Raw genomic sequence first — 18947 nt, 5'->3', positions numbered from 1 at the left:
GGCTCCTTAGTTTCTGCCGGCCCTGAAGGCCGCAATATCATCCGGCGTGCCGATCGAGACCGCCGTAACCCCTTCGGCAATACGCTTGACCAGCCCGGCCAGCACCTTGCCTGTACCCACTTCCATAAAATGATTGACGCCCTGCGCGGCCATGTAGGCGACGGACTCGCGCCAGCGCACCGTACCCGTGACCTGCTCCACCAACCGGCGGCGTATCTCCTCCGGATCAGTTATCGGCGCGGCAGTGACATTGGCCACAAGCGGCACGCGCGGGGCGGCAATCCGCACGGAACTCAGCGCCTCCTGCATCGCCTCGGCGGCAGGTTGCATCAGCACGCAATGGAACGGTGCGGATACCGGCAGGGCAAGTGCCCTTTTGGCCCCCGCCGCCTTCGCCAGTTCCATGGCCCGCTCAACCGCGGCTTTGGCGCCGGAAATCACCACCTGCCCGCCGCCATTATCATTGGCGGACTGACAAACGCCCCCGGTTTCCTGAGCCGCAGATGCGGCCACTGCGGCCAACGCGTCAAAGTCCAGACCGATAATCGCTGCCATGGCGCCCTGCCCCACCGGCACGGCCTTCTGCATCGCATTGCCGCGGATGCGCAACAGGCGCGCCGTATCGGCAATGGTCAGGCTGCCCGCAACAGCAAGGGCTGAATATTCGCCAAGCGAATGTCCCGCAACAAAGGCGATTTCCCTGCCAAGGTCAAAACCGCATTCGGTTTCAAGAACGCGCATTACGGCAAGGCTCGACGCCATCAGGGCGGGCTGGGCATTGTAGGTCAGCGTGAGGTCCGCTTCTGGTCCTTCGAACATCAGAGCCGAGAGCTTTTCGCCAAGCGCGGAATCAACTTCATCGAAGACGGCGCGCGCCGCTGAAAATTGCTCGGCAAGCGCCTTGCCCATTCCAATAACTTGCGATCCCTGCCCCGGGCAAATCAGTGCTGTCGTCATTTTAAACTCCGGATTTTTGCCTTCGAGTCGCACCGGTCGCAAAAAGAGTCAAGCCGACCTGCTGACTTTGTATTTACGCTTGCCTAAGGTGCATGAATTGTCTAGCGTTTAATCAGTCTACAAAATAGATAGGATTATTAAGATGAGCGAGCAGCGCAGCCCAGGTTTTGCAACGCAGTCCATTCATGCCGGCGCCCACGCCGACCCCACCACCGGGGCGCGTGTCACGCCCATCTATCAGACAGCGTCCTTTGTTTTTGACGATGTCAATCATGCGGCCTCTCTGTTCGGCCTCCAGGCATTCGGCAATATTTACACCCGCATAACAAACCCCACCACAGCCGTGCTCGAGGAACGCATCGCCGCGCTGGAAGGTGGCACAGCCGGCCTTGCCGTCGCATCCGGCCATGCCGCCCAGCACCTTGTCTTTCATACTTTGATGAAGCCGGGCGACGAGTTCATCGCTTCCACCAAACTCTATGGCGGTTCGATCAACCAGTTCAACCATTCCTACAAGAATTTCGGCTGGACCGTGAAATGGGTCGATCCGGATGATCTGGCGGCGATGGAAGCCGCCGTCACGCCTAAGACCAAGGCCATCTTCATAGAATCGATCTCCAATCCCGGCGGCGTGATCACAGACATTGCCGGCATTTCGAAAATCGCAAAGAAGGCACGCATTCCGCTCATCGTCGACAATACGCTGGCGACGCCTTATCTGATCCGCCCGTTTGAGCATGGCGCGGACATCGTCGTTCATTCGGCAACCAAGTTCCTCGGCGGTCACGGCAATTCCATTGCCGGCCTGATCGTCGATGGCGGCACATTTGAATGGCAGGGCGACGAGCGCTACCCCATGATCTCCGCGCCAAGGCCGGAATATAACGGCATGGTGCTGGGCGACGTCTTCGGCAATTTTGCCTTTGCTATTGCCTGCCGCGTTCTGGGCCTGCGCGATCTTGGCGCGGCGCTTTCGCCCTTCAATGCCTTTCTCACGCTTACGGGCATTGAGACGCTGCCTCTGCGCATGCAGAAGCATTGTGACAATGCGCTGACCGTTGCCCGTTTCCTTGCTGAACATGAAGGCGTGGACTGGGTATCCTATCCGGGCTTGCCGGGCGACAAATATCATCATCGCGCCAAGACATATACGCCCAAGGGAGCGGGTGCCGTTTTCACTTTTGGCGTCAAGGGCGGCTATGATGCCGGTGTGGCGCTGGTCAGCAAGGTGAAATTGTTCTCGCACCTCGCCAATGTCGGCGACACGCGTTCTTTGATCATTCATCCTGCGTCCACAACCCACAGACAATTGTCGGACGCGCAGAAAGCCGTTGCCGGGGCCGGTCCGGACGTTGTGCGTCTGTCTGTTGGCCTTGAAGACAAGGAAGACATCATCGCTGATCTGGAACAGGCGCTGGCCGCTGCCCGCGGGTAGTGGTAAAATCCGGGCATTGGCTGCTTGACATGCGTCAATGCCACGCACCCGGGCGGGGCTAAAATAGCTACATTAAAGCGTCCCGCCCCAAGCACAAAGGATCACGTCATGTTCAAACATCTTCTTGTCGCCACCGACGGAACAGCGCTTGCCCGCGAGGCCGAGCGTCGCGGAGTTGAACTTGCGGCCAAACTCGGCGCAAAGCTGACATTCATCACCATCCGCATGCCCTTTTATGTTTACACGCTGGAGGCGAGCGGTCTGGCCGAAATGTCCGGCCAATATGACGAGCAATCCAAGGCGGCGGCTGATGCCATCCTCAAGCGCGTCGGCGAAATGGCGGAAGCCGCGCATGTTCCTTATTCGACGCTCGATGTCGAACACGAATATCCCTATGAAGCCATTAACGATGCCGCCGCCAAAAACGGCTGCGATCTGATCGTCATGGCGTCTCACGGGCGGCGCGGCGTGGCGGCGTTGTTGCTGGGCAGCGAGACGGTGAAGGTTCTCACCCACTCCACCATCCCGGTTCTTGTCTGCAAATAAGACTGCCGCGGATTAGCGGCCGGAAGGCGGCGGTGCAAGGCTTGTGGCGATATGCGTCGCCAGGGCCGTGGCACCGTTCGGCCTGAACAGAGCGTTAAACGGCGCATTTTCAGAAAACTCGGCTGCGGCAGGCTGGCCAAAGGCCAAAAACAGTTCTCGCATGCGGTCGGTGCCGCGCTCGGACTTATGGCTTCGATGAACGCCATCGCTTCTGATATGCGCAGAATGATAGCCCAGCCCGGTCATGGACGAATATCCTTCGTAAACTTCGTCGCCATGCACGTAAAATCTCTGTACGCCTGCAGCGAAAATCAGAGTACAGGCGCTGTCACACTGGGCGCGGCGGGCATCCACCACCGTGTTGAGCCCGGCCTGATGCACAAGAAGGGCGATATGAATGGCCGCGTTGACCTGCCCGCCCGTGGAGTCAAGATCAATGTCCGTGATCTGATGAGACGGGGTTTGTTCGAGATAGACGGCAAACCTGTCCCCATCACCCGGGACGATAACCCCCGACAAATAAACCGTCGATCCGCGCTGCGAAAAGCTCATCGCATAAGCAGCCTGACACAGGCCGCAAAGCAAAGCCATTACGAGCGCTGCGGCCTTCATGCGATCACCGTTCAGATGTGCGGCACTGATGCGCCACAAGCATGGCGATGACCACCATGGCCCAGGCCTGATGCAGAATGCCAAGCCAGATCGGCACAACAAGCACCAAAGTCGCGATGCCGATTGTTGCCTGAACGACCACAAGACCGGCATTAGCAACAGCGCGCCGCGACGTATGGCTACCGGGCCGCAATCTGGTGGCATCGAACGCATGCCACACCGCAAGCAAAAGCAGCGCATAGGCGCCCATGCGGTGATCGAACTGAACCGTGGTAATGTTTTCAAACAGATTGCGCCAGAACGGCGTCTCCCGCGTCAGATCCGGAGTTGGCGGAATGAAATGCCCGTCCATCAATGGCCAGGTATTGTAGGTGAGCCCAGCGCGCAATCCGGCAACAAGGGCACCCATGCCGATCTGCAGAAGCGCAAGAACCAGTATCAGCCCGGCGGTGAAGCTGAGCCGCGCCTGCCCCGGCAAATTCGCCTCGCTCCGCCGCGGCTTCAGACGTGTCGCAATCCAGACAAGCAGGGAGAATGTCAATGTCGCCAGCAGCAGATGTGTCGCCAGCCGGTATTGCGACACCTCAACCCGGCCCACGAGGCCTGACTTGACCATCCACCACCCGACGAAGCCCTGCAACCCGCCCAGAGCCAGCAGCCCGGCCAGACGCCATTTGAGCCAGGACGAAAGCTGCCCCCGCACCCAGAACCAGATCAGCGGCACTGCAAAGACCAGCCCGATCAGACGGCCAAGAAGCCGGTGACTCCACTCCCACAAAAAGATGCCTTTGAACGCAGCAAGATCCATATCGGGGAACATCTGCGAATATTGCGGAATTTGCTTGTATTTTTCGAAAGCTGCCGCCCAGTCCGCCGCCGTAAGCGGCGGTATGACGCCGGTTATGGGTTTCCATTCGGTGATGGACAGACCGGATTCAGTAAGCCGGGTCGCGCCGCCAACCACAACCATGGCAAAAACCATGGCGGCGACACCCCAAAGCCAAATTCTCACGCCCGCTGCCGTTTCAGGAATTCTGTTGTGCCTGTCTGTCATTTTGCCTTGCTTGCTTGATCTTTTGCGCCTGAGCCTTCAGATAGAGCGTATAACGCAAGTCGTCGAGCGCGGCGACTGTTACATATTATCGCAATCAGGCTCCCGCATGTCACGACGCACACGAAAATTCCTCGGCACCATAGCCATGCTGCTGTTTGTCTGCATTTACGCACTGCTGGCCATGGCGCTGGCGCAGGCCCGCTTCATTCAGAGCAGTTCCGGGCTTTTGCAAAGCATATTCTATGTATGCATCGGGCTTGGCTGGATTTTGCCCATCATGCCGCTGGTCAAATGGATGGAACACAAAGACCGTAGCGAACAAGGTTAGCGATTTTTCTTGCCAATCCGGCATGTCTCAGCCACAAGCGCGCTATGCTGCATATCAATGATCTGACTTACCGGCTCGGCTCACGCCTGTTGTTTGACAATGCAGGCGCCGCACTGCCCGATTCTGCCCGTATCGGCTTTGTCGGGCGCAACGGCACCGGCAAGACCACGCTGTTCAGAATCATCAGCGATGAACTTGCGCCTGAATCAGGCACGATCAGCATCCCCAAACAGGCGCGGCTCGGGCGTGTCGAGCAGGAAGCCCCCGGCGGTCCCGGCACGCTGATCGATTTCGTCCTTGGCGCCGACAAGGAGCGCGCGGCCCTGCTGGGCGAGGCCGAAACGGCGGTCGATCCGCACCGTATCGCGGATATACAGACACGGCTCGTTGATATTGACGCCCATTCTGCCCCGGCGCGCGCGGCGAGCATTTTGGCCGGACTTGGCTTCGACCATGCGGCCCAGCACCGCGCCCTGTCTGAATTTTCGGGCGGCTGGCGCATGCGCGTGGCGCTTGCTGCCGTCCTGTTCGCGCAACCGGACATTCTTCTGCTCGACGAACCGACCAACTACCTCGATCTGGAAGGTACGTTGTGGCTCATCGATTATCTGAAGAAATATCCGGCAACAGTGCTGGTCATAAGCCATGATCGCGACATGCTGGATGCAGTGTGCGACCATATTCTTCACCTCGATCACGGCAAGCTCACGCTCTGGAAGGGCAATTACTCCAGCTTTGAAAAGCAACGCCGGGAACAGCAGGCCATTCTTCTCAAGCATCAGAAAAAGCAGGAAGAACAGCGCGCGCACCTTCAGGCATTCGTTGACCGCTTCCGGGCCAAGGCCAGCAAGGCGGCGCAGGCGCAGAGCCGCCTCAAGATGCTGGCGCGGCTGGAGCCGATTCCGGCAATGATCGATGGCGACGTCCTGCCCTTCAACTTTCCCTCGCCGGCCCGCCCGCTGTCGCCGCCCATCATCGCAATGGACAGGGTCAGCGTTGGCTATGGCGATCGCGTGGTGCTGCATCATCTCAATCTTTCCATCGCCAATGACGACCGCATTGGTCTTCTGGGCGCCAACGGCAACGGAAAGTCGACTTTTGCCAAGCTCATCGCCGGTCGCCTGCAGGCAATGAGCGGCGAACTGAAGCGCTCGTCAAAGCTCGAAGTGGGGTTTTTCGCACAACACCAAATCGATGACCTCGATCGCGGCGGTACCCCGTACAGCCATGTTGCCGCCATGATGCCGGAAGCGCCGGAAGCCAAAAAACGGGCGCGTGCGGCACAGATGGGCTTTACCGGCGCAAAAGCCGATACGCCGATCGAACAGCTTTCAGGCGGCGAAAAAGCGCGGTTGCTGATGGGTCTTGCCACATTCAACGGCCCGCATCTCGTTATCATGGACGAGCCGACCAACCATCTCGATATTGACAGCCGCGCCGCTCTGATCGAAGCGATCAATGATTATGAGGGGGCAATCATCCTCGTCTCGCATGACCGCCACCTGCTGGAGGCCACGGCCGACAGGCTTTGGCTGGTCGATGAAGGACGGGTCAGCCCTTTCGACGGAGACATGGACGATTATACAAAATTCGTTCTGAGCAAAGCGGGCGTCTCCGACCGGCAGAAAAAGCAGAAGCCCGAAGATGAGACCGCGCAAAAAGGCGAAGTGCGCCGCGAGGCTGCCCGCACGCGCAAGGACATCGCGCCGCTGCGCAAGAAAATATGGGCGCTTGAAGACAAAATTGCCAAGTTCGAAGAGTTCGTTAAAAAAATCGATCAGGCGCTGGCTGATCCGGAAACCTATGCCAAGGACCCGGTCAAGGCCGGGCAACTTGCCAAGCAGCGCAACGAGTTGCTGCGTATGTTGAATGTGGCGGAAACCGAATGGCTGGATCTGTCCGCCCAGATGGAAGAGGCAACGGGCTAAGCCTTCTTCTGCCAGCCTCCCCCCTCAGTCTGCTGCCAATAGGCCAAAACATGGCCAGCGGTCTTGAGGCTCGACCATTGCCTGCGGGCTGCAGTCAGTTCGGCTTCGTCATTGCCATCAAAAATGACGATGATGCGCTGATATCCGCCATCAAGCGCCGGGGCGACATCGGCTCCGTCAAGGCAGATGCGCAGCTGAGCGCCGCACATCGGCGTATGGTCATCGGTCAGCAGGATCGGTGTATCGGCATCCGGCTCGGTGCCATGCGGCAGAAAACTCTCCGGAGCATAAGACCAGAGCAGTTCATCAATCGCTTTGAGCCGCGCCGTGCTGGTTTGCACAACCACGCGCCAATCCCGTTCCAGAGCCTTTTCCAGCAAGGCTGGCAAGGCTTTTTCCAATGGTTGCCGCGTGAGATGATAGAACCAGATTTCCAAGATTCAGATCTTTCACGTCATGCCGGGCCGATGATTACCGCCCGGCTCACACGTGGATACACGCACAAATTCCGCGCACGGCGAGCCTAACCGGATATCGGTGGCGCATATCCTGATTGGGTGGCCCGTCTGAAACCGCGCCCCTTGCCCGCTTTGCGTTTGAGGGAAGCTTCAGATCGTGACGGTCCCCATACGCCGCGCGTCAACCTTCGTAATGGTCTGCCACAAGCTGGTTCAACAGACGCACACCCCACCCCGAACCCCAGCTCTGGTTGATGTCGCTGGGATTTGACGCCATGCCGGTGCCGGCAATGTCGAGATGCGCCCAAGGCGTCTCATTGACGAACCGCTGCAGGAACTGCGCAGCAGTGCTCGAACCGGCAAAACGCCCGCCGGTGTTCTTCATATCGGCGAATTTCGAATCGATGAGTTTGTCGAATGCCTTGCACAGCGGCATCCGCCAAACTTTTTCGCCAGTTGATTTACCCGAGGCGGCCAGCCGCTCGGAGAGTTCGTCATTATTGGAGAACAGTCCGGCATATTCCTGCCCGAGCGCCACGAGAATAGCGCCGGTCAGCGTGGCCAGATCGACGATGAACGCCGGCTTGAATTTGTCCTGCACATGCCAGAGAACATCGGCAAGCACGAGACGCCCCTCGGCATCTGTATTGATGATTTCGATCGTCTGGCCTGACATCGACGTCACGATATCACCGGGCCGCTGGGCATTGCCGTCCGGCATGTTTTCGACAATACCGATCGCGCCGATTGCATTGACCTTGGCTTTGCGGCTGGCGAGGGCATGCATCAGCCCCACAACGCAGGCAGCGCCGCCCATGTCGCCCTTCATGTCTTCCATGCCCGCAGCCGGCTTGATGGAAATGCCGCCCGTATCGAAAGTAACGCCTTTGCCCACAAAAGCCACCGGCTGCTTGTCTTTGCCCTTGGCTCCGTTCCAGCGCATGATGACAACCCGGCTCTCGCGCGACGAACCCTGACCAACACCCAGAAGCGCCCGCATGCCGAGCTTTTCCATATCCTTCTCATCGAGAACATCCACCGAAACGCCGAGCTTTTTCAGCTCAGCGGCGCGGTTGGCAAATTCTGCAGGATAAAGCACGTTCGGCGGCTCATTGACGAGGTTGCGCGCTATGATGACACCCTCGGCAACGGCTTCGCGCGCCTCGAAGGCGCTTTGCACCGCAGCAGGTGCCGAGCAGGCCAGCGAAACCACACCGACACCGGTCTTTTCCTCGCCTTCCGGCTTCTTGGTATGATAACGGTCAAACTTATAAGCGCGCAGGTGAATGCCGAGCCCGATATCCGCAGCCTGCTCTGCGCTCAGGGCGCGCCCGGGCAGATCGACGATCACCGTGGCGTCACGGCCAGCGCCGATCTTGCCGAACGTGAAGCCGCCCAATGTCACGGCATCCAGATCCGCATTGGCCGCGCCCGTGCCGACCACGATCAGCCTCCCGGCATCGAGACCAGCAGGGCTCAGCAATTCCATGGCCGAGTTGGCCTTGCCGGAGAATTTTGCAGCCGTTGCTGCGGATTTGACAGAAGCCATGGCCTGACCAAGCACAGCTTCCGCGCCTTCGGAAAAGCTAAGATCAGCCCCGGCGAAAATGACCAGCGCGTGCGTATCCTTCTTGGCCTTGCTCTTGGGAAAAAGTTGATCCTTGAGATCAATAATGTTCAATTTCACGAAATCCGACATGGCTTTCTCTCTTTCAGAGGTATGACCTTCATTTCATTCAGGATGAAAATGGCGCGCCGAAATGCAAATGTCCAGCAGTCCGGCTTATCCATTATTTTGCAGAACCGCGACATAAAAGCCGTCAGTGCCGCTCGAATGGGGTGAAAAGCGAAACCCCGGCCCGAAACGCGACGCAAAAGGCGCAAGCTGAGGCAAACGCGCATCGGACAGCACCTGCTCCGCGCCTAAGGTCGACCAGCCCTCATGATTGCGCAAAAAGCGTGAAACACGGTCTTCATTCTCATCCCGGAAGAGCGAACACGTGACATAAACCAGCCGCCCAGCAGGCCGCACAAATTGCTGAGCCCGGCTCAGCACCGCGTCCTGCTCATTCAGGCGCTGCGAAAGATTGGGCTGGCGCAAACGCCATTTGGCATCGGGATTGCGCCGCCATGTGCCGCTGCCAGTACAAGGCGCATCGACAAGAACCATATCCTGCGTGCCAAGAAGATCATCGAGATCGACCTGTTTGCCGCGCGGACTGCGCACCTCGACATTGGTAATGCCCGCGCGTGTCAGGCGGTCAAATATCGGCATAAGACGGCGCCCGTCGGCATCGGTTGCAATCAACCGGCCCTTATTCTGCATCTGCGCCGCCAAAGCCAGCGTCTTGCCGCCGGCGCCGGCGCAAAAATCCAGCACGTTCGCACCCGGGCGCGCTTGAGCGAGCAGGGCCGCGAGTTGCGAGCCTTCATCCTGCACCTCAATATGCCCGAGCGCAAAACTGGGCTCGGCCTGCAGAGCGGGTCCACGTCCATCCTCGCCAATGGCTATGCGAAGTCCCAATGGCGACAAACGGGTTGTCTGCGCGCCAAGATGAGCCAGGGCGGCCAGAACCTCGTCCCGTCTGGCCTTGAGCGTATTGACGCGCAGATCCACCGGGGCACGCTGCGCCAGTGCCCGAGCCTCGGCTTCCGCATCCTCGCCATAAACCGACTCGAATGCCGGCTCCAGCCACCGGGGGAAATTGCCGCGCACCCAGAGGGGCGCTTCCGAGAGATCGCGCCGGGACAATTGTTCGGCCTCTTCGCCGCTCAGAGCCGGAGAGGCAAAACGCTCTCCCTCCTTGCACAGAGCCGATATATCTTCGGTCGACATCCCGCGGGCAAGAGCCAGCGCGCCAATCATGGCCGAGCGCGGCGTCTGCGCCTGCATGATCCAGTTTGCCGAGGCCCTGACGCGCATCGCGTCAAAGACCAGAGCACCTATGGCCGAACGGTCTTTCGATCCGGCAAAACGGTGGGCAAGGCCCCAATCCTTCAGGGCCTCGCTCGCGGGACGGCGGCGGCTCTCGATGTCGGTAAGAATTTCAATGGCGGCGGTTAAACGTGCTGTTGGTGTCATTCCTCCTGCATAGCCGCTTCACCGCCCGCCTGCGAGAAGAATTTGCAACCCGCCGCCCGAAATTCAGTTCAATCCAAAAAACCGATATACCTGCCCTGTCTCCGCGCCCTCAACGCTGCGGCTGTAGCCGAGCGCGGCGCGCGCCACCGGAACAGGCGGAAAACCGCGAAAATAGGGACCATACACATCCATCGATTCATCAAAGACAGTGGGGCTGACAAGATTGATGCGCAAACCTTTCGGCATCTCGATCGCGGCCGCGCGCACAAACCCGGCCAGCGCAGCGCAGACCATGCTGGCCGACGAACCAGTGACAATGGGATGATCTCCCGTTATGCCCGAGATCAAAGTAATGGAGCCGCCCTCGCGCAGATATTTGCGCGCTTCAAGCGCCAGATTGACCTGACCCAGCAGTTTGTCGCGCAAGCCCAGGCCATAAACCGAACTGGCAATATCCGCCGTCTGAATTTCGCCCAGCGGCACGAATGCCACATTGCCGGCGGCGCACATCACGCCATCGACCGGACCTGCCTTGGCAAGACCAGCGGCTATGCTTTCCGGATCACTGATATCAATACGAATATCTCCGGAGTTGCGGCCCGAGGTAATGATGGTATGGCGGGCGCCGAGTTCGCTGTGAACCGCCTTGCCGAGCGTACCATTTGCGCCGACGAGCAGTAATTTTAATTTTGAATTCGTCATGTTGGAAATTGCCCTTCTTGCCAGAAATTTCTGTTACACATGGCTTGACACCGGATCGCGCTGTAAACTTGCCGGATATGAATTTAAGTTAACAGAAACCTATTAACTTTGATCGGAAAAACTTCACAAGACTAACGTATCGTTAATTGAGATATGTGTGGGCAGCCTATAGATTGTTGTTTGCAGAGTAATCAACGATGGTATTGTTTATGAGTGAATCGGGTCAGGTTTGATTCGCGCTTTGCGATTTTTGGGAGTTTCAGGTGGGTTTCAAGGATTCGTCAACCATAGCTGATATTGAGCTTGGCACTTCAGACAAGCAGGCAGCGGCGCATGATCGCGATTCCGTCGAGCTTATCGAAATCTCCGGCCACATCAAATGGTTCGATGTATCGAAGGGTTACGGATTCGTCGTGCCGGACAACGGCATGGCTGATGTCCTGCTTCATGTCACAACCGTGCGCCGCGACGGGTTCCAATCGGTGGCGGAAGGCGCGCGCGTGGTCTGTGAGATCCAGCGCCGGGAAAAAGGCTTTCAGGTTTTCCGCGTCATCAATATCGACGAATCGACCGCAGTTCACCCCTCGCAGACGCAGGCCCCGCGCACCCATGTGCAGGTGGTGCCCACGAGCGGGTTTGAAATTGCCGTGGTGAAATGGTTTAACCGCACCAAGGGATTTGGCTTTCTGACACGCGGCGAAGGCACCGAGGACATATTTGTGCATATGGAAACATTGCGCAAATATGGCATTGCCGAACTCAAGCCCGGCGATTGCGTGCTGGTTCGCTTCGGCGATGGCAAGAACGGGCTCATGGCTTCCGAGGTGCGGCCGCTTGAAGGCAGCCGCCTGCCCCAGTCGCATTGACCGGCGCTTAGCCGCCGCCAGAGCGTCCGGCCGACAATGACAATTTACCTGCTGCATCGCGTCATTAGTCTTTTGACTTGTGACGTTCTCGTGCTATGACCCGACGCCAACTCATTCGACATCCACCCCAGCCGATATTTGCAAACGCGCGGCTGTTTAAAGGGTCGTCATCTCACAGGCGGGAACCCGCCTCATCAGGAGTAGGCAATGTTAGATTCATCCCCGCCCCCTTCCCGCTTCGTTGAAGCGCTGGCTTTCGACGATGTTTTGCTCAAGCCCGGTCATTCGGAAGTCATGCCCTCGGAGGTGAATATCCGCACCCGTCTGACGCGCGACATCTTTCTGAATTTGCCGATCATCTCCTCGGCCATGGACACGGTGACGGAAGCGCGGCTCGCCATCGCCATGGCACAGGCCGGCGGCATCGGCGTCATTCATCGCAATCTCGAACCCGAGCAACAGGCCGAGGAAGTGCGCAAGGTCAAGCGCTATGAGAGCGGCATGGTGGTCAACCCAATCGTCATTTATCCGGAGCAACCGCTGTCCGAAGCGCTGCAACTGATGAAATATCACGGTATTTCCGGCATTCCGGTTGTTGAGCGGGCATATACAGGCAAGCCCGGGCGGCTGGTGGGCATTCTCACCAACCGCGATGTGCGCTTTGCCGACAATCCCAACCAGCCGGTTTCGGAATTGATGACCAAGCAGCTCATCACCGTGCGCGAGGGCGGCGTTTCCAAGGAAGAGGCGCGACGCCTTCTGCACCAGCACCGTATCGAAAAGCTGCTGGTTGTCGACGAAGCCTATCACTGTGTCGGCCTTATCACCGTCAAGGACATTGAAAAAGCTACGCTCAACCCCAACGCCTGCAAGGACGAGTCAGGCCGGCTGCGCGTGGCTGCGGCCTCAACCGTCGGTGACAAAGGCTTTACCAGAGCCGAAATGCTGATCGACGCCGGTGTGGATTGCATCGTTGTCGATACAGCCCACGGCCATAGCCAGATGGTGCTGGATCAGGTCGCGCGCATCAAGCGCCTGACTAATTCCGTCAGCGTCATTGCCGGCAATATCGCGACATCGGAAGGCGCCAAGGCCTTGATTGACGCTGGCGCGGATGCTGTCAAAATCGGTATTGGTCCGGGCTCCATCTGCACGACGCGCATTGTCGCGGGTGTCGGCGTGCCGCAATTCTCGGCTATTCTGGACGCGGCCGAAGAAGCCCATAAACAAAATATCCCGGTTATCGGTGACGGGGGCATCAAATTCTCCGGCGATCTGGCCAAGGCCATCGCAGCGGGCGCTGATTGCGCCATGATCGGTTCATTGCTGGCAGGTACGGATGAAAGTCCGGGCGAAGTCTTCCTCTATCAGGGACGTTCCTATAAATCCTATCGCGGCATGGGATCTGTCGGGGCCATGGCCCGCGGCTCGGCTGATCGTTATTTTCAACAGGACATCAAAGACAGCCTCAAGCTTGTGCCGGAAGGCATCGAGGGTCAGGTGCCCTATCGCGGACCGGTGTCAAGCGTGCTGCATCAGCTTGCCGGCGGCCTGCGCGCGGCCATGGGCTATGTCGGCGCCAAGACCATCGAGGATTTGCAGAAAAAGGCCCAGTTTGTCCGCATCTCCTCGGCGGGTCTGCACGAGAGCCATGTCCATGATGTGACCATCACGCGGGAAAGCCCGAATTACCCCACCCGGACGTGATCCGCTCTGCAAAATAACTAAAAAAGCCCGCCAGTTGGCGGGCTTTTTATTCGAAACACTCATTACTTCTGCGAGCGGGCAAATCCGCCGTTCAATCGTTCTGATGCGCGGTTTTCAGATCGCGTACGGCACCGCGCGCAGCGCTGGTGGCCAGCATCGCATAGGCTTTGAGCGCAGTTGAAACCTTGCGCTTGCGGGGCGCGGACGGATGCCAGGCCTTTGCGCCACGCTCCAGCATATGCTGGCGCCGCAGAGCAAGCTCAGCCTCCGGCACGGCAAGATTAATCTTGCGCTCAGGTATATCGATCTCGATCGTATCACCCTCTTCCACCAGCGCGATAAGTCCGCCCTCAGCGGCTTCGGGTGAAACATGGCCGATCGACAGGCCGGACGTACCGCCCGAAAAGCGCCCGTCCGTAACCAGAGCGCAGGCCTTGCCGAGCCCTTTCGATTTGAGGTAGCTGGTGGGATACAGCATTTCCTGCATTCCGGGACCACCGCGCGGACCTTCATAGCGAATAACGACAACATCGCCTTTGTTGATCTTGTTGCCGAGAATTGCTTCCACAGCGGCATCCTGACTCTCAAAAACCCGGGCCGGGCCGGTGAATTTCAGGATGGATGCATCCACGCCTGCCGTCTTGACGATGCAGCCGTCGAGCGCCAGATTGCCGCTCAGAACTGCAAGCCCGCCATCCTTGGAAAAGGCATTCTCGACCGACCGGATAACACCCGACTTACGGTCGAGGTCGAGTTCTTCAAAACGGCGGTTCTGGCTGAAAGCAACCTGCGTCGGCACGCCGCCGGGCGCTGCGCGATAAAAGCGCTGCACATCAGGGTCGTTGGTCGAGGCGATATCCCACTTGGCTAGAGCCTCGCCCAGGGTTGAGCTATGCACTGTCGGCAAATGATTGTGAATCAACCCGCCCCTGTTCAGCGCCCCAAGGATGGACATGACACCGCCGGCCCGATGCACATCTTCCATATGCACATCCGGCACCGAAGGCGCGACCTTGCACACGACCGGCACCTTGCGGGACAGCGCGTCAATGTCGCTCATGGTGAAATTCACTTCACCCTCGTAGGCAGCGGCCAGCAGGTGCAGCACGGTATTTGTTGATCCGCCCATCGCGATATCGAGCGTCATGGCATTCTGGAACGCCTCAAACGAGGCAATGGACCGCGGCAGAGCGCTTTCATCATTCTGCTCGTAATAGCGGCGGGTCAGATCGACAATCCGGCGTGCCGCCTCCAGAAACAGTTCCTTCCGGTCAGCGTGTGTTGCCAGAACCGAGCCATTGCCGGGCAAGGAAAGTCCGAGAGCCTCAGTCAGGCAATTCATGGAATTGGCGGTGAACATGCCGGAGCACGAGCCGCAGGTCGGACAAGCCGAACGCTCCATCACCAATGTCTCTTCATCCGAATAGCTTGGATCGGCGGCAGCAACCATCGCATCCACGAGATCGATCGCCATAACCTTGCCCCGAAGATTGACCTTGCCGGCTTCCATCGGTCCACCCGACACAAATATCGTCGGGATGTTGAGACGAAGGGATGCCATCAGCATTCCGGGCGTGATCTTGTCGCAGTTGGATATGCAGACCAAAGCATCGGCGCAATGGGCATTGACCATATATTCGACACTGTCGGCGATAACCTCGCGCGACGGCAGGCTGTAAAGCATGCCGTCATGCCCCATGGCAATACCGTCGTCGACCGCTATGGTGTTGAATTCCTTGGCGACGCCGCCAGCTGCCTCGATCTCGCGCGCCACCAGCTGGCCCAGATCCTTGAGATGCACATGGCCCGGCACAAACTGCGTGAATGAATTGGCAATGGCGATGATCGGCTTGCCAAAATCTCCGTCCTTCATGCCCGTAGCGCGCCACAATCCGCGTGCTCCGGCCATATTGCGACCATGGGTTGATGTTCTGGAACGATAAGCGGGCATGAAAGCTCTCTTTAAAAAACAGACGGCCTAAAGGGCTAATACCCCTAGCCTGAAAAATCAACTGTCTATAACGATAAGGCAGGCGTGCGATGTTTCAAATAGATTTGCCGGGCTTGGCGCAACAAAAAAGGCCCGCGCTTGTGGCACGGGCCTTCAAACCTTGTTTGACAGTCTGCAGGATCACAATTCATGTTCGGCAGGCGGCGCCATAGCGCCCGTCATCATGGCCACGGCATCCGACATCGAATGCTGTTTGGGATTGATGACGGTCAGACGGCGGCCCAGACGGTGAATATGAACGCGGTCAGCAACCTCGAAGACATGCGGCATATTGTGGCTGATGAGCACGATCGGCAATCCGCGCGATTTCACATCATTGATAAGATCGAGCACGCGGCGTGACTCTTTCACGCCCAATGCGGCTGTCGGTTCATCCATAATGACGACGCGGCTGCCGAAGGCCGCGGCGCGGGCCACGGCGACGCCCTGACGCTGACCGCCAGAGAGCGTTTCCACCGGCTGGGAAATATCCTGAATGGTCAGGAGACCCAGTTCGGAAAGTTTGTCGCGGGCCATCCGCTCCATGCCCTTGCGATCGAGTTTTCGGAACAGCGTGCCGAGCAGGCCCGGAGCGCGGCGCTCACGCCCCAGAAACATATTGTCGGCGATGGACAAGGCCGGCGACAGGGCGAGGTTCTGATACACCGTTTCAATACCGGCCTCGCGCGCATCCTGCGGCGAGCGGAAATGAATCACCTTGTCATCGAGGCGAATTTCGCCTGCATCCGGAATAACAGCGCCGGTCAGAGCTTTGATCAGGCTGGTTTTGCCAGCGCCGTTATCGCCGATCACGGCCAGCACCTCGCCCGGATACAAATCAAAATCCGAGTTGTTCAGTGCCACCACATGGCCGTAGCGCTTGGAAAGGCCACGCGCCATAAGAACAGGTTTGCGCTCACTCATTTCGTAGCCCTCCGCAACCATTGATCCAAAGCCACAGCAACAATAATCAGCACGCCAACCGTGAAGGACTTCCACAATTCGTCCTGCCCGGCGATAGAAAGACCGGTGCTGAACACGCCCACGATGAGGGCGCCGAGTACTGAACCCACAATGGAGCCGCGCCCGCCGAAGAGCGATGTGCCGCCGATCACCACAGCGGTGATGGAGTCGAGATTGGCTGTCGCGATTTCCTGCGGATTGACGCCGCCAACACGGCCGATGAGCACCCATGCGGCGAAGCCGCAAATCAGGCCAGCCACCACATAAACCGAGATCAGCAATTTCTTGGTCTGGATACCGGCAAGATTTGCTGAATCAATGTCGTCGCCGATGGCATGAACATGGCGACCCCATGACGTCCAGTTCAGCACATACCAGAGGAAAGCCGCCAGCAGGATCAGCGCGATACCGCCATAAGTAACCGTTGCGCCAAAGATACCGAATGTCTTGCCAAACCAGATCAGCGTCGGCGCCTGGCTTTCGACATCGGCGGCGCGAATGGACTCCGAGCCGGAATACCAGAGCTTGAGCGCGTCAAAGATGTTGAACGTTCCCAGCGTCACGATGAAGGGCGGCAATTCGACATAAGTGACCAGCAAGGCATTCACGAGCCCCATCACGCCGCCAGCGCCCATGGCAATGGCAATGGCAACGAGCGGAGGAACACCTGAATCAACCGCAAGGCGACCCATGATGATCGAACAGACGACGGTGATAGCCCCAACCGAAAGGTCGATGCCGGCCGTCAGGATGATGATGGTCTGCGCAAGCGCAATCATTCCCACAACAGTAACCTGCTGAAGGATAAGAGACAGAGTGGCCAGCCGGAAAAACCGGTCGCCGGCAATCAGCCCGAAAGCAAGAACACTCAGCACGAGCACGATGGCCGGAATAAGTGTCGGATTGGTGTGTAGGAAGCCGCGGAAAAAAGCCACCAATCCGCTCGGGCCCTGCTCGAACGACGCTACCTTGGCGTCGGCATCCTTGAGCACCTTTTCGTGCTCGGCCATTTTGGCCTGGGTCGAAGACGAGTCATTCATGGACACATGCCCTCCCGATCTACGCGTCGCAACATGTTGAAGAAAGGGCGACCCGAGGGCCGCCCAAAAGATCGCTCAATCGCGCCAGGTTATTAGCCCCAGCAGAGCTTAAGACCTTCAGCCGAGGTCTTGGACGGAATGCCTGCAACCGGATGATCGGTAATCAGTTCGACGCCGGTGTTGAAGAAGCTCAGGCCGGGGGTCGGCTCGGGCTTCTTGCCGGTCTTGGCGAATTCGGCAATAGCCTCGACACCCTTCGACGCCATCAGCAGCGGGAACTGCATGGAGGTCGCGCCGATGATGCCATCCTTGACGTCCTTGACGCCAGGGCAGCCACCGTCAACCGACACGATGGTGATGCCGTCCTTTTCCTTGCCCATCTTCTTGATGGCCTGATAGGCGCCTTCGGCAGCCGGCTCGTTGATCGTGTAGATCAGGTTCATGCCGGGTTCCTTGGCGAACAGGTTTTCAGCCGCCTTCAGACCGCCTTCCGGATTGGCTTCCGAAGACTGGTGGCCAATGACGCGGGGGTCCTTCTCGGAGCCGAGAACCTTGAGGTTCGGCACTTCGATGCCAAAACCGGTGAGGAAGCCAGTGTCGCGCTGCACGTCAACGGAAATATTGTCCTTGTTGATGTCGAGCATGCCGATCTTGGCGGATGCGGCCTTGTCGCCCAGCGTTGCCTTGGCCCAGGAACCGATAAGCGTGCCAGCCTTGAAATTGTCGGTTGCGAAAGTCGCGTCCGAGGCGTCCTTGTCGCCGATGGGCGTGTCGAGAGCAATGACCAGAATGCCGGCAGCACGGGCCTTCTTCAGGGCCGGGATGACCGAGTCATTGCTTGCGGTGATCAGAATGCCCTTGGCGCCAGCGGCGATGAGGTCTTCGATAGCCTTGATCTGCGGGCCGGCATCACCGTCCTTCACGCCAGCGTAGGACTGGAGATGGAGACCCATTTCCTTGGCCTTGGCTTCAGCGCCCTGCTTCATCTTCACGAAGAAAGGATTGGTGTTGTTCTTGGTGATGAGACCGACGAGGGTATCGGCTGCCGAAGCCGAGCCAGCGCCGAAAACGGCGAGGGACAAGACAGCCGCAGCTGTGGCGGACAAAATGTTGAATTTTTTAGACACGAGTTCTCTCCCAGTAAGTTTTTATCAGAAATGGCCGGTTCAACCATCATCCGACGCTCCTAATGCCTCAGGCTTGGGCGCATCGAGAAGTCAACACCCAATCAGCACCGATTGCAATGGCAGGAAACACCAAGTTTTTACGTCTGTCAATT

Annotated in this window: 17 protein-coding genes; 6 read left to right on the top strand and 11 right to left on the bottom strand. The window is 58.4% G+C overall.

Going from position 1 to position 18947, the window contains the following annotated elements; all coding sequences use genetic code 11:
* Positions 1–6: 6 nt before the first annotated feature.
* Positions 7–957, bottom strand: coding sequence for an ACP S-malonyltransferase (gene fabD, locus AC0N03_RS14570; RefSeq protein ID WP_474289541.1), 951 nt, complete (start codon positions 955–957; stop codon positions 7–9).
* 142 nt (positions 958–1099) lie between these two features.
* Here fabD and AC0N03_RS14565 point away from each other — a divergent pair, with 142 nt between their 5' ends.
* Positions 1100–2392 carry an O-acetylhomoserine aminocarboxypropyltransferase gene (locus tag AC0N03_RS14565; protein ID WP_474289540.1) on the top strand — a complete coding sequence of 431 codons (1293 nt, stop codon included), beginning with the start codon at positions 1100–1102 and terminating at the stop codon, positions 2390–2392.
* A 108-nt stretch (positions 2393–2500) separates the two neighbouring features.
* A complete protein-coding gene (locus AC0N03_RS14560; protein ID WP_474289539.1) occupies positions 2501–2938 on the top strand; it encodes a universal stress protein in 438 nt (145 codons plus the stop codon).
* A gap of 12 nt (positions 2939–2950) precedes the next feature.
* Here the strand turns inward: AC0N03_RS14560 and AC0N03_RS14555 are convergent, their stop codons facing one another.
* Both AC0N03_RS14555 and AC0N03_RS14550 read right to left on the bottom strand, forming a co-directional pair.
* Positions 2951–3550, bottom strand: coding sequence for a hypothetical protein (locus AC0N03_RS14555; protein WP_474289538.1), 600 nt, complete (start codon positions 3548–3550; stop codon positions 2951–2953).
* Positions 3551–3554: 4 nt separating this feature from the next.
* Positions 3555–4604: a COX15/CtaA family protein gene (locus AC0N03_RS14550; RefSeq protein ID WP_474289537.1), complete on the bottom strand. Its 1050-nt coding sequence runs from the start codon at positions 4602–4604 to the stop codon at positions 3555–3557.
* A 106-nt stretch (positions 4605–4710) separates the two neighbouring features.
* Between AC0N03_RS14550 and AC0N03_RS14545 the strand changes: the two genes are divergently transcribed.
* Both AC0N03_RS14545 and AC0N03_RS14540 read left to right on the top strand, forming a co-directional pair.
* On the top strand, positions 4711–4932 hold the full coding sequence (locus tag AC0N03_RS14545; RefSeq protein WP_474289536.1) for a DUF2842 domain-containing protein: 222 nt from the start codon (positions 4711–4713) through the stop codon (positions 4930–4932).
* A 44-nt stretch (positions 4933–4976) separates the two neighbouring features.
* Positions 4977–6860: an ABC-F family ATP-binding cassette domain-containing protein gene (locus AC0N03_RS14540; protein WP_474289535.1), complete on the top strand. Its 1884-nt coding sequence runs from the start codon at positions 4977–4979 to the stop codon at positions 6858–6860.
* On the opposite strand, the gene AC0N03_RS14535 is transcribed toward AC0N03_RS14540, so the two are convergent.
* The 4 genes from AC0N03_RS14535 to AC0N03_RS14520 all read right to left on the bottom strand — a co-directional run bounded on the left by AC0N03_RS14535 (position 6857) and on the right by AC0N03_RS14520 (position 11102).
* A complete protein-coding gene (locus AC0N03_RS14535; protein WP_474289534.1) occupies positions 6857–7297 on the bottom strand; it encodes a DNA polymerase III subunit chi in 441 nt (146 codons plus the stop codon). The two genes, AC0N03_RS14540 and AC0N03_RS14535, sit on opposite strands and share 4 nt — an antisense overlap.
* 202 nt (positions 7298–7499) lie before the next feature.
* The gene (locus tag AC0N03_RS14530) at positions 7500–9017 is read right to left on the bottom strand and encodes a leucyl aminopeptidase (RefSeq protein WP_474289533.1); all 1518 of its coding nucleotides are present in this window, start codon (positions 9015–9017) and stop codon (positions 7500–7502) included.
* A gap of 84 nt (positions 9018–9101) precedes the next feature.
* Positions 9102–10400, bottom strand: coding sequence for an RsmB/NOP family class I SAM-dependent RNA methyltransferase (locus AC0N03_RS14525; protein ID WP_474289532.1), 1299 nt, complete (start codon positions 10398–10400; stop codon positions 9102–9104).
* Positions 10401–10463: 63 nt separating this feature from the next.
* Complete coding sequence (locus AC0N03_RS14520) at positions 10464–11102, bottom strand: short chain dehydrogenase (RefSeq protein ID WP_474289531.1); 639 nt, start codon at positions 11100–11102, stop codon at positions 10464–10466.
* A gap of 296 nt (positions 11103–11398) precedes the next feature.
* Here AC0N03_RS14520 and AC0N03_RS14515 point away from each other — a divergent pair, with 296 nt between their 5' ends.
* Both AC0N03_RS14515 and guaB read left to right on the top strand, forming a co-directional pair.
* Complete coding sequence (locus AC0N03_RS14515) at positions 11399–11968, top strand: cold-shock protein (protein WP_474289556.1); 570 nt, start codon at positions 11399–11401, stop codon at positions 11966–11968.
* A gap of 207 nt (positions 11969–12175) precedes the next feature.
* Positions 12176–13675, top strand: coding sequence for an IMP dehydrogenase (guaB, locus tag AC0N03_RS14510; RefSeq protein WP_474289530.1), 1500 nt, complete (start codon positions 12176–12178; stop codon positions 13673–13675).
* A 91-nt stretch (positions 13676–13766) separates the two neighbouring features.
* Here guaB and ilvD read toward each other — a convergent pair whose 3' ends face one another.
* From ilvD to AC0N03_RS14490, 4 genes are all read right to left on the bottom strand, one after another.
* Positions 13767–15626 carry a dihydroxy-acid dehydratase gene (ilvD, locus tag AC0N03_RS14505; protein WP_474289529.1) on the bottom strand — a complete coding sequence of 620 codons (1860 nt, stop codon included), beginning with the start codon at positions 15624–15626 and terminating at the stop codon, positions 13767–13769.
* A gap of 180 nt (positions 15627–15806) precedes the next feature.
* Positions 15807–16589, bottom strand: a complete 783-nt coding sequence (locus AC0N03_RS14500) for an ATP-binding cassette domain-containing protein (protein WP_474289528.1) — start codon at positions 16587–16589, stop codon at positions 15807–15809.
* Positions 16586–17668 carry an ABC transporter permease gene (locus AC0N03_RS14495; RefSeq protein WP_474289527.1) on the bottom strand — a complete coding sequence of 361 codons (1083 nt, stop codon included), beginning with the start codon at positions 17666–17668 and terminating at the stop codon, positions 16586–16588. The genes AC0N03_RS14500 and AC0N03_RS14495 overlap by 4 nt, the downstream gene beginning before the upstream one ends.
* Before the next feature lie 92 nt (positions 17669–17760).
* Complete coding sequence (locus AC0N03_RS14490) at positions 17761–18774, bottom strand: substrate-binding domain-containing protein (protein WP_474289555.1); 1014 nt, start codon at positions 18772–18774, stop codon at positions 17761–17763.
* Positions 18775–18947 lie beyond the last annotated feature (173 nt).

The organism is Methylocystis sp. sgz306128, from assembly GCF_056032725.1.
The sequence above is the reverse complement of the archived record's forward strand: the minus strand, read 5'-3'. Positions and strand labels throughout refer to the sequence as shown.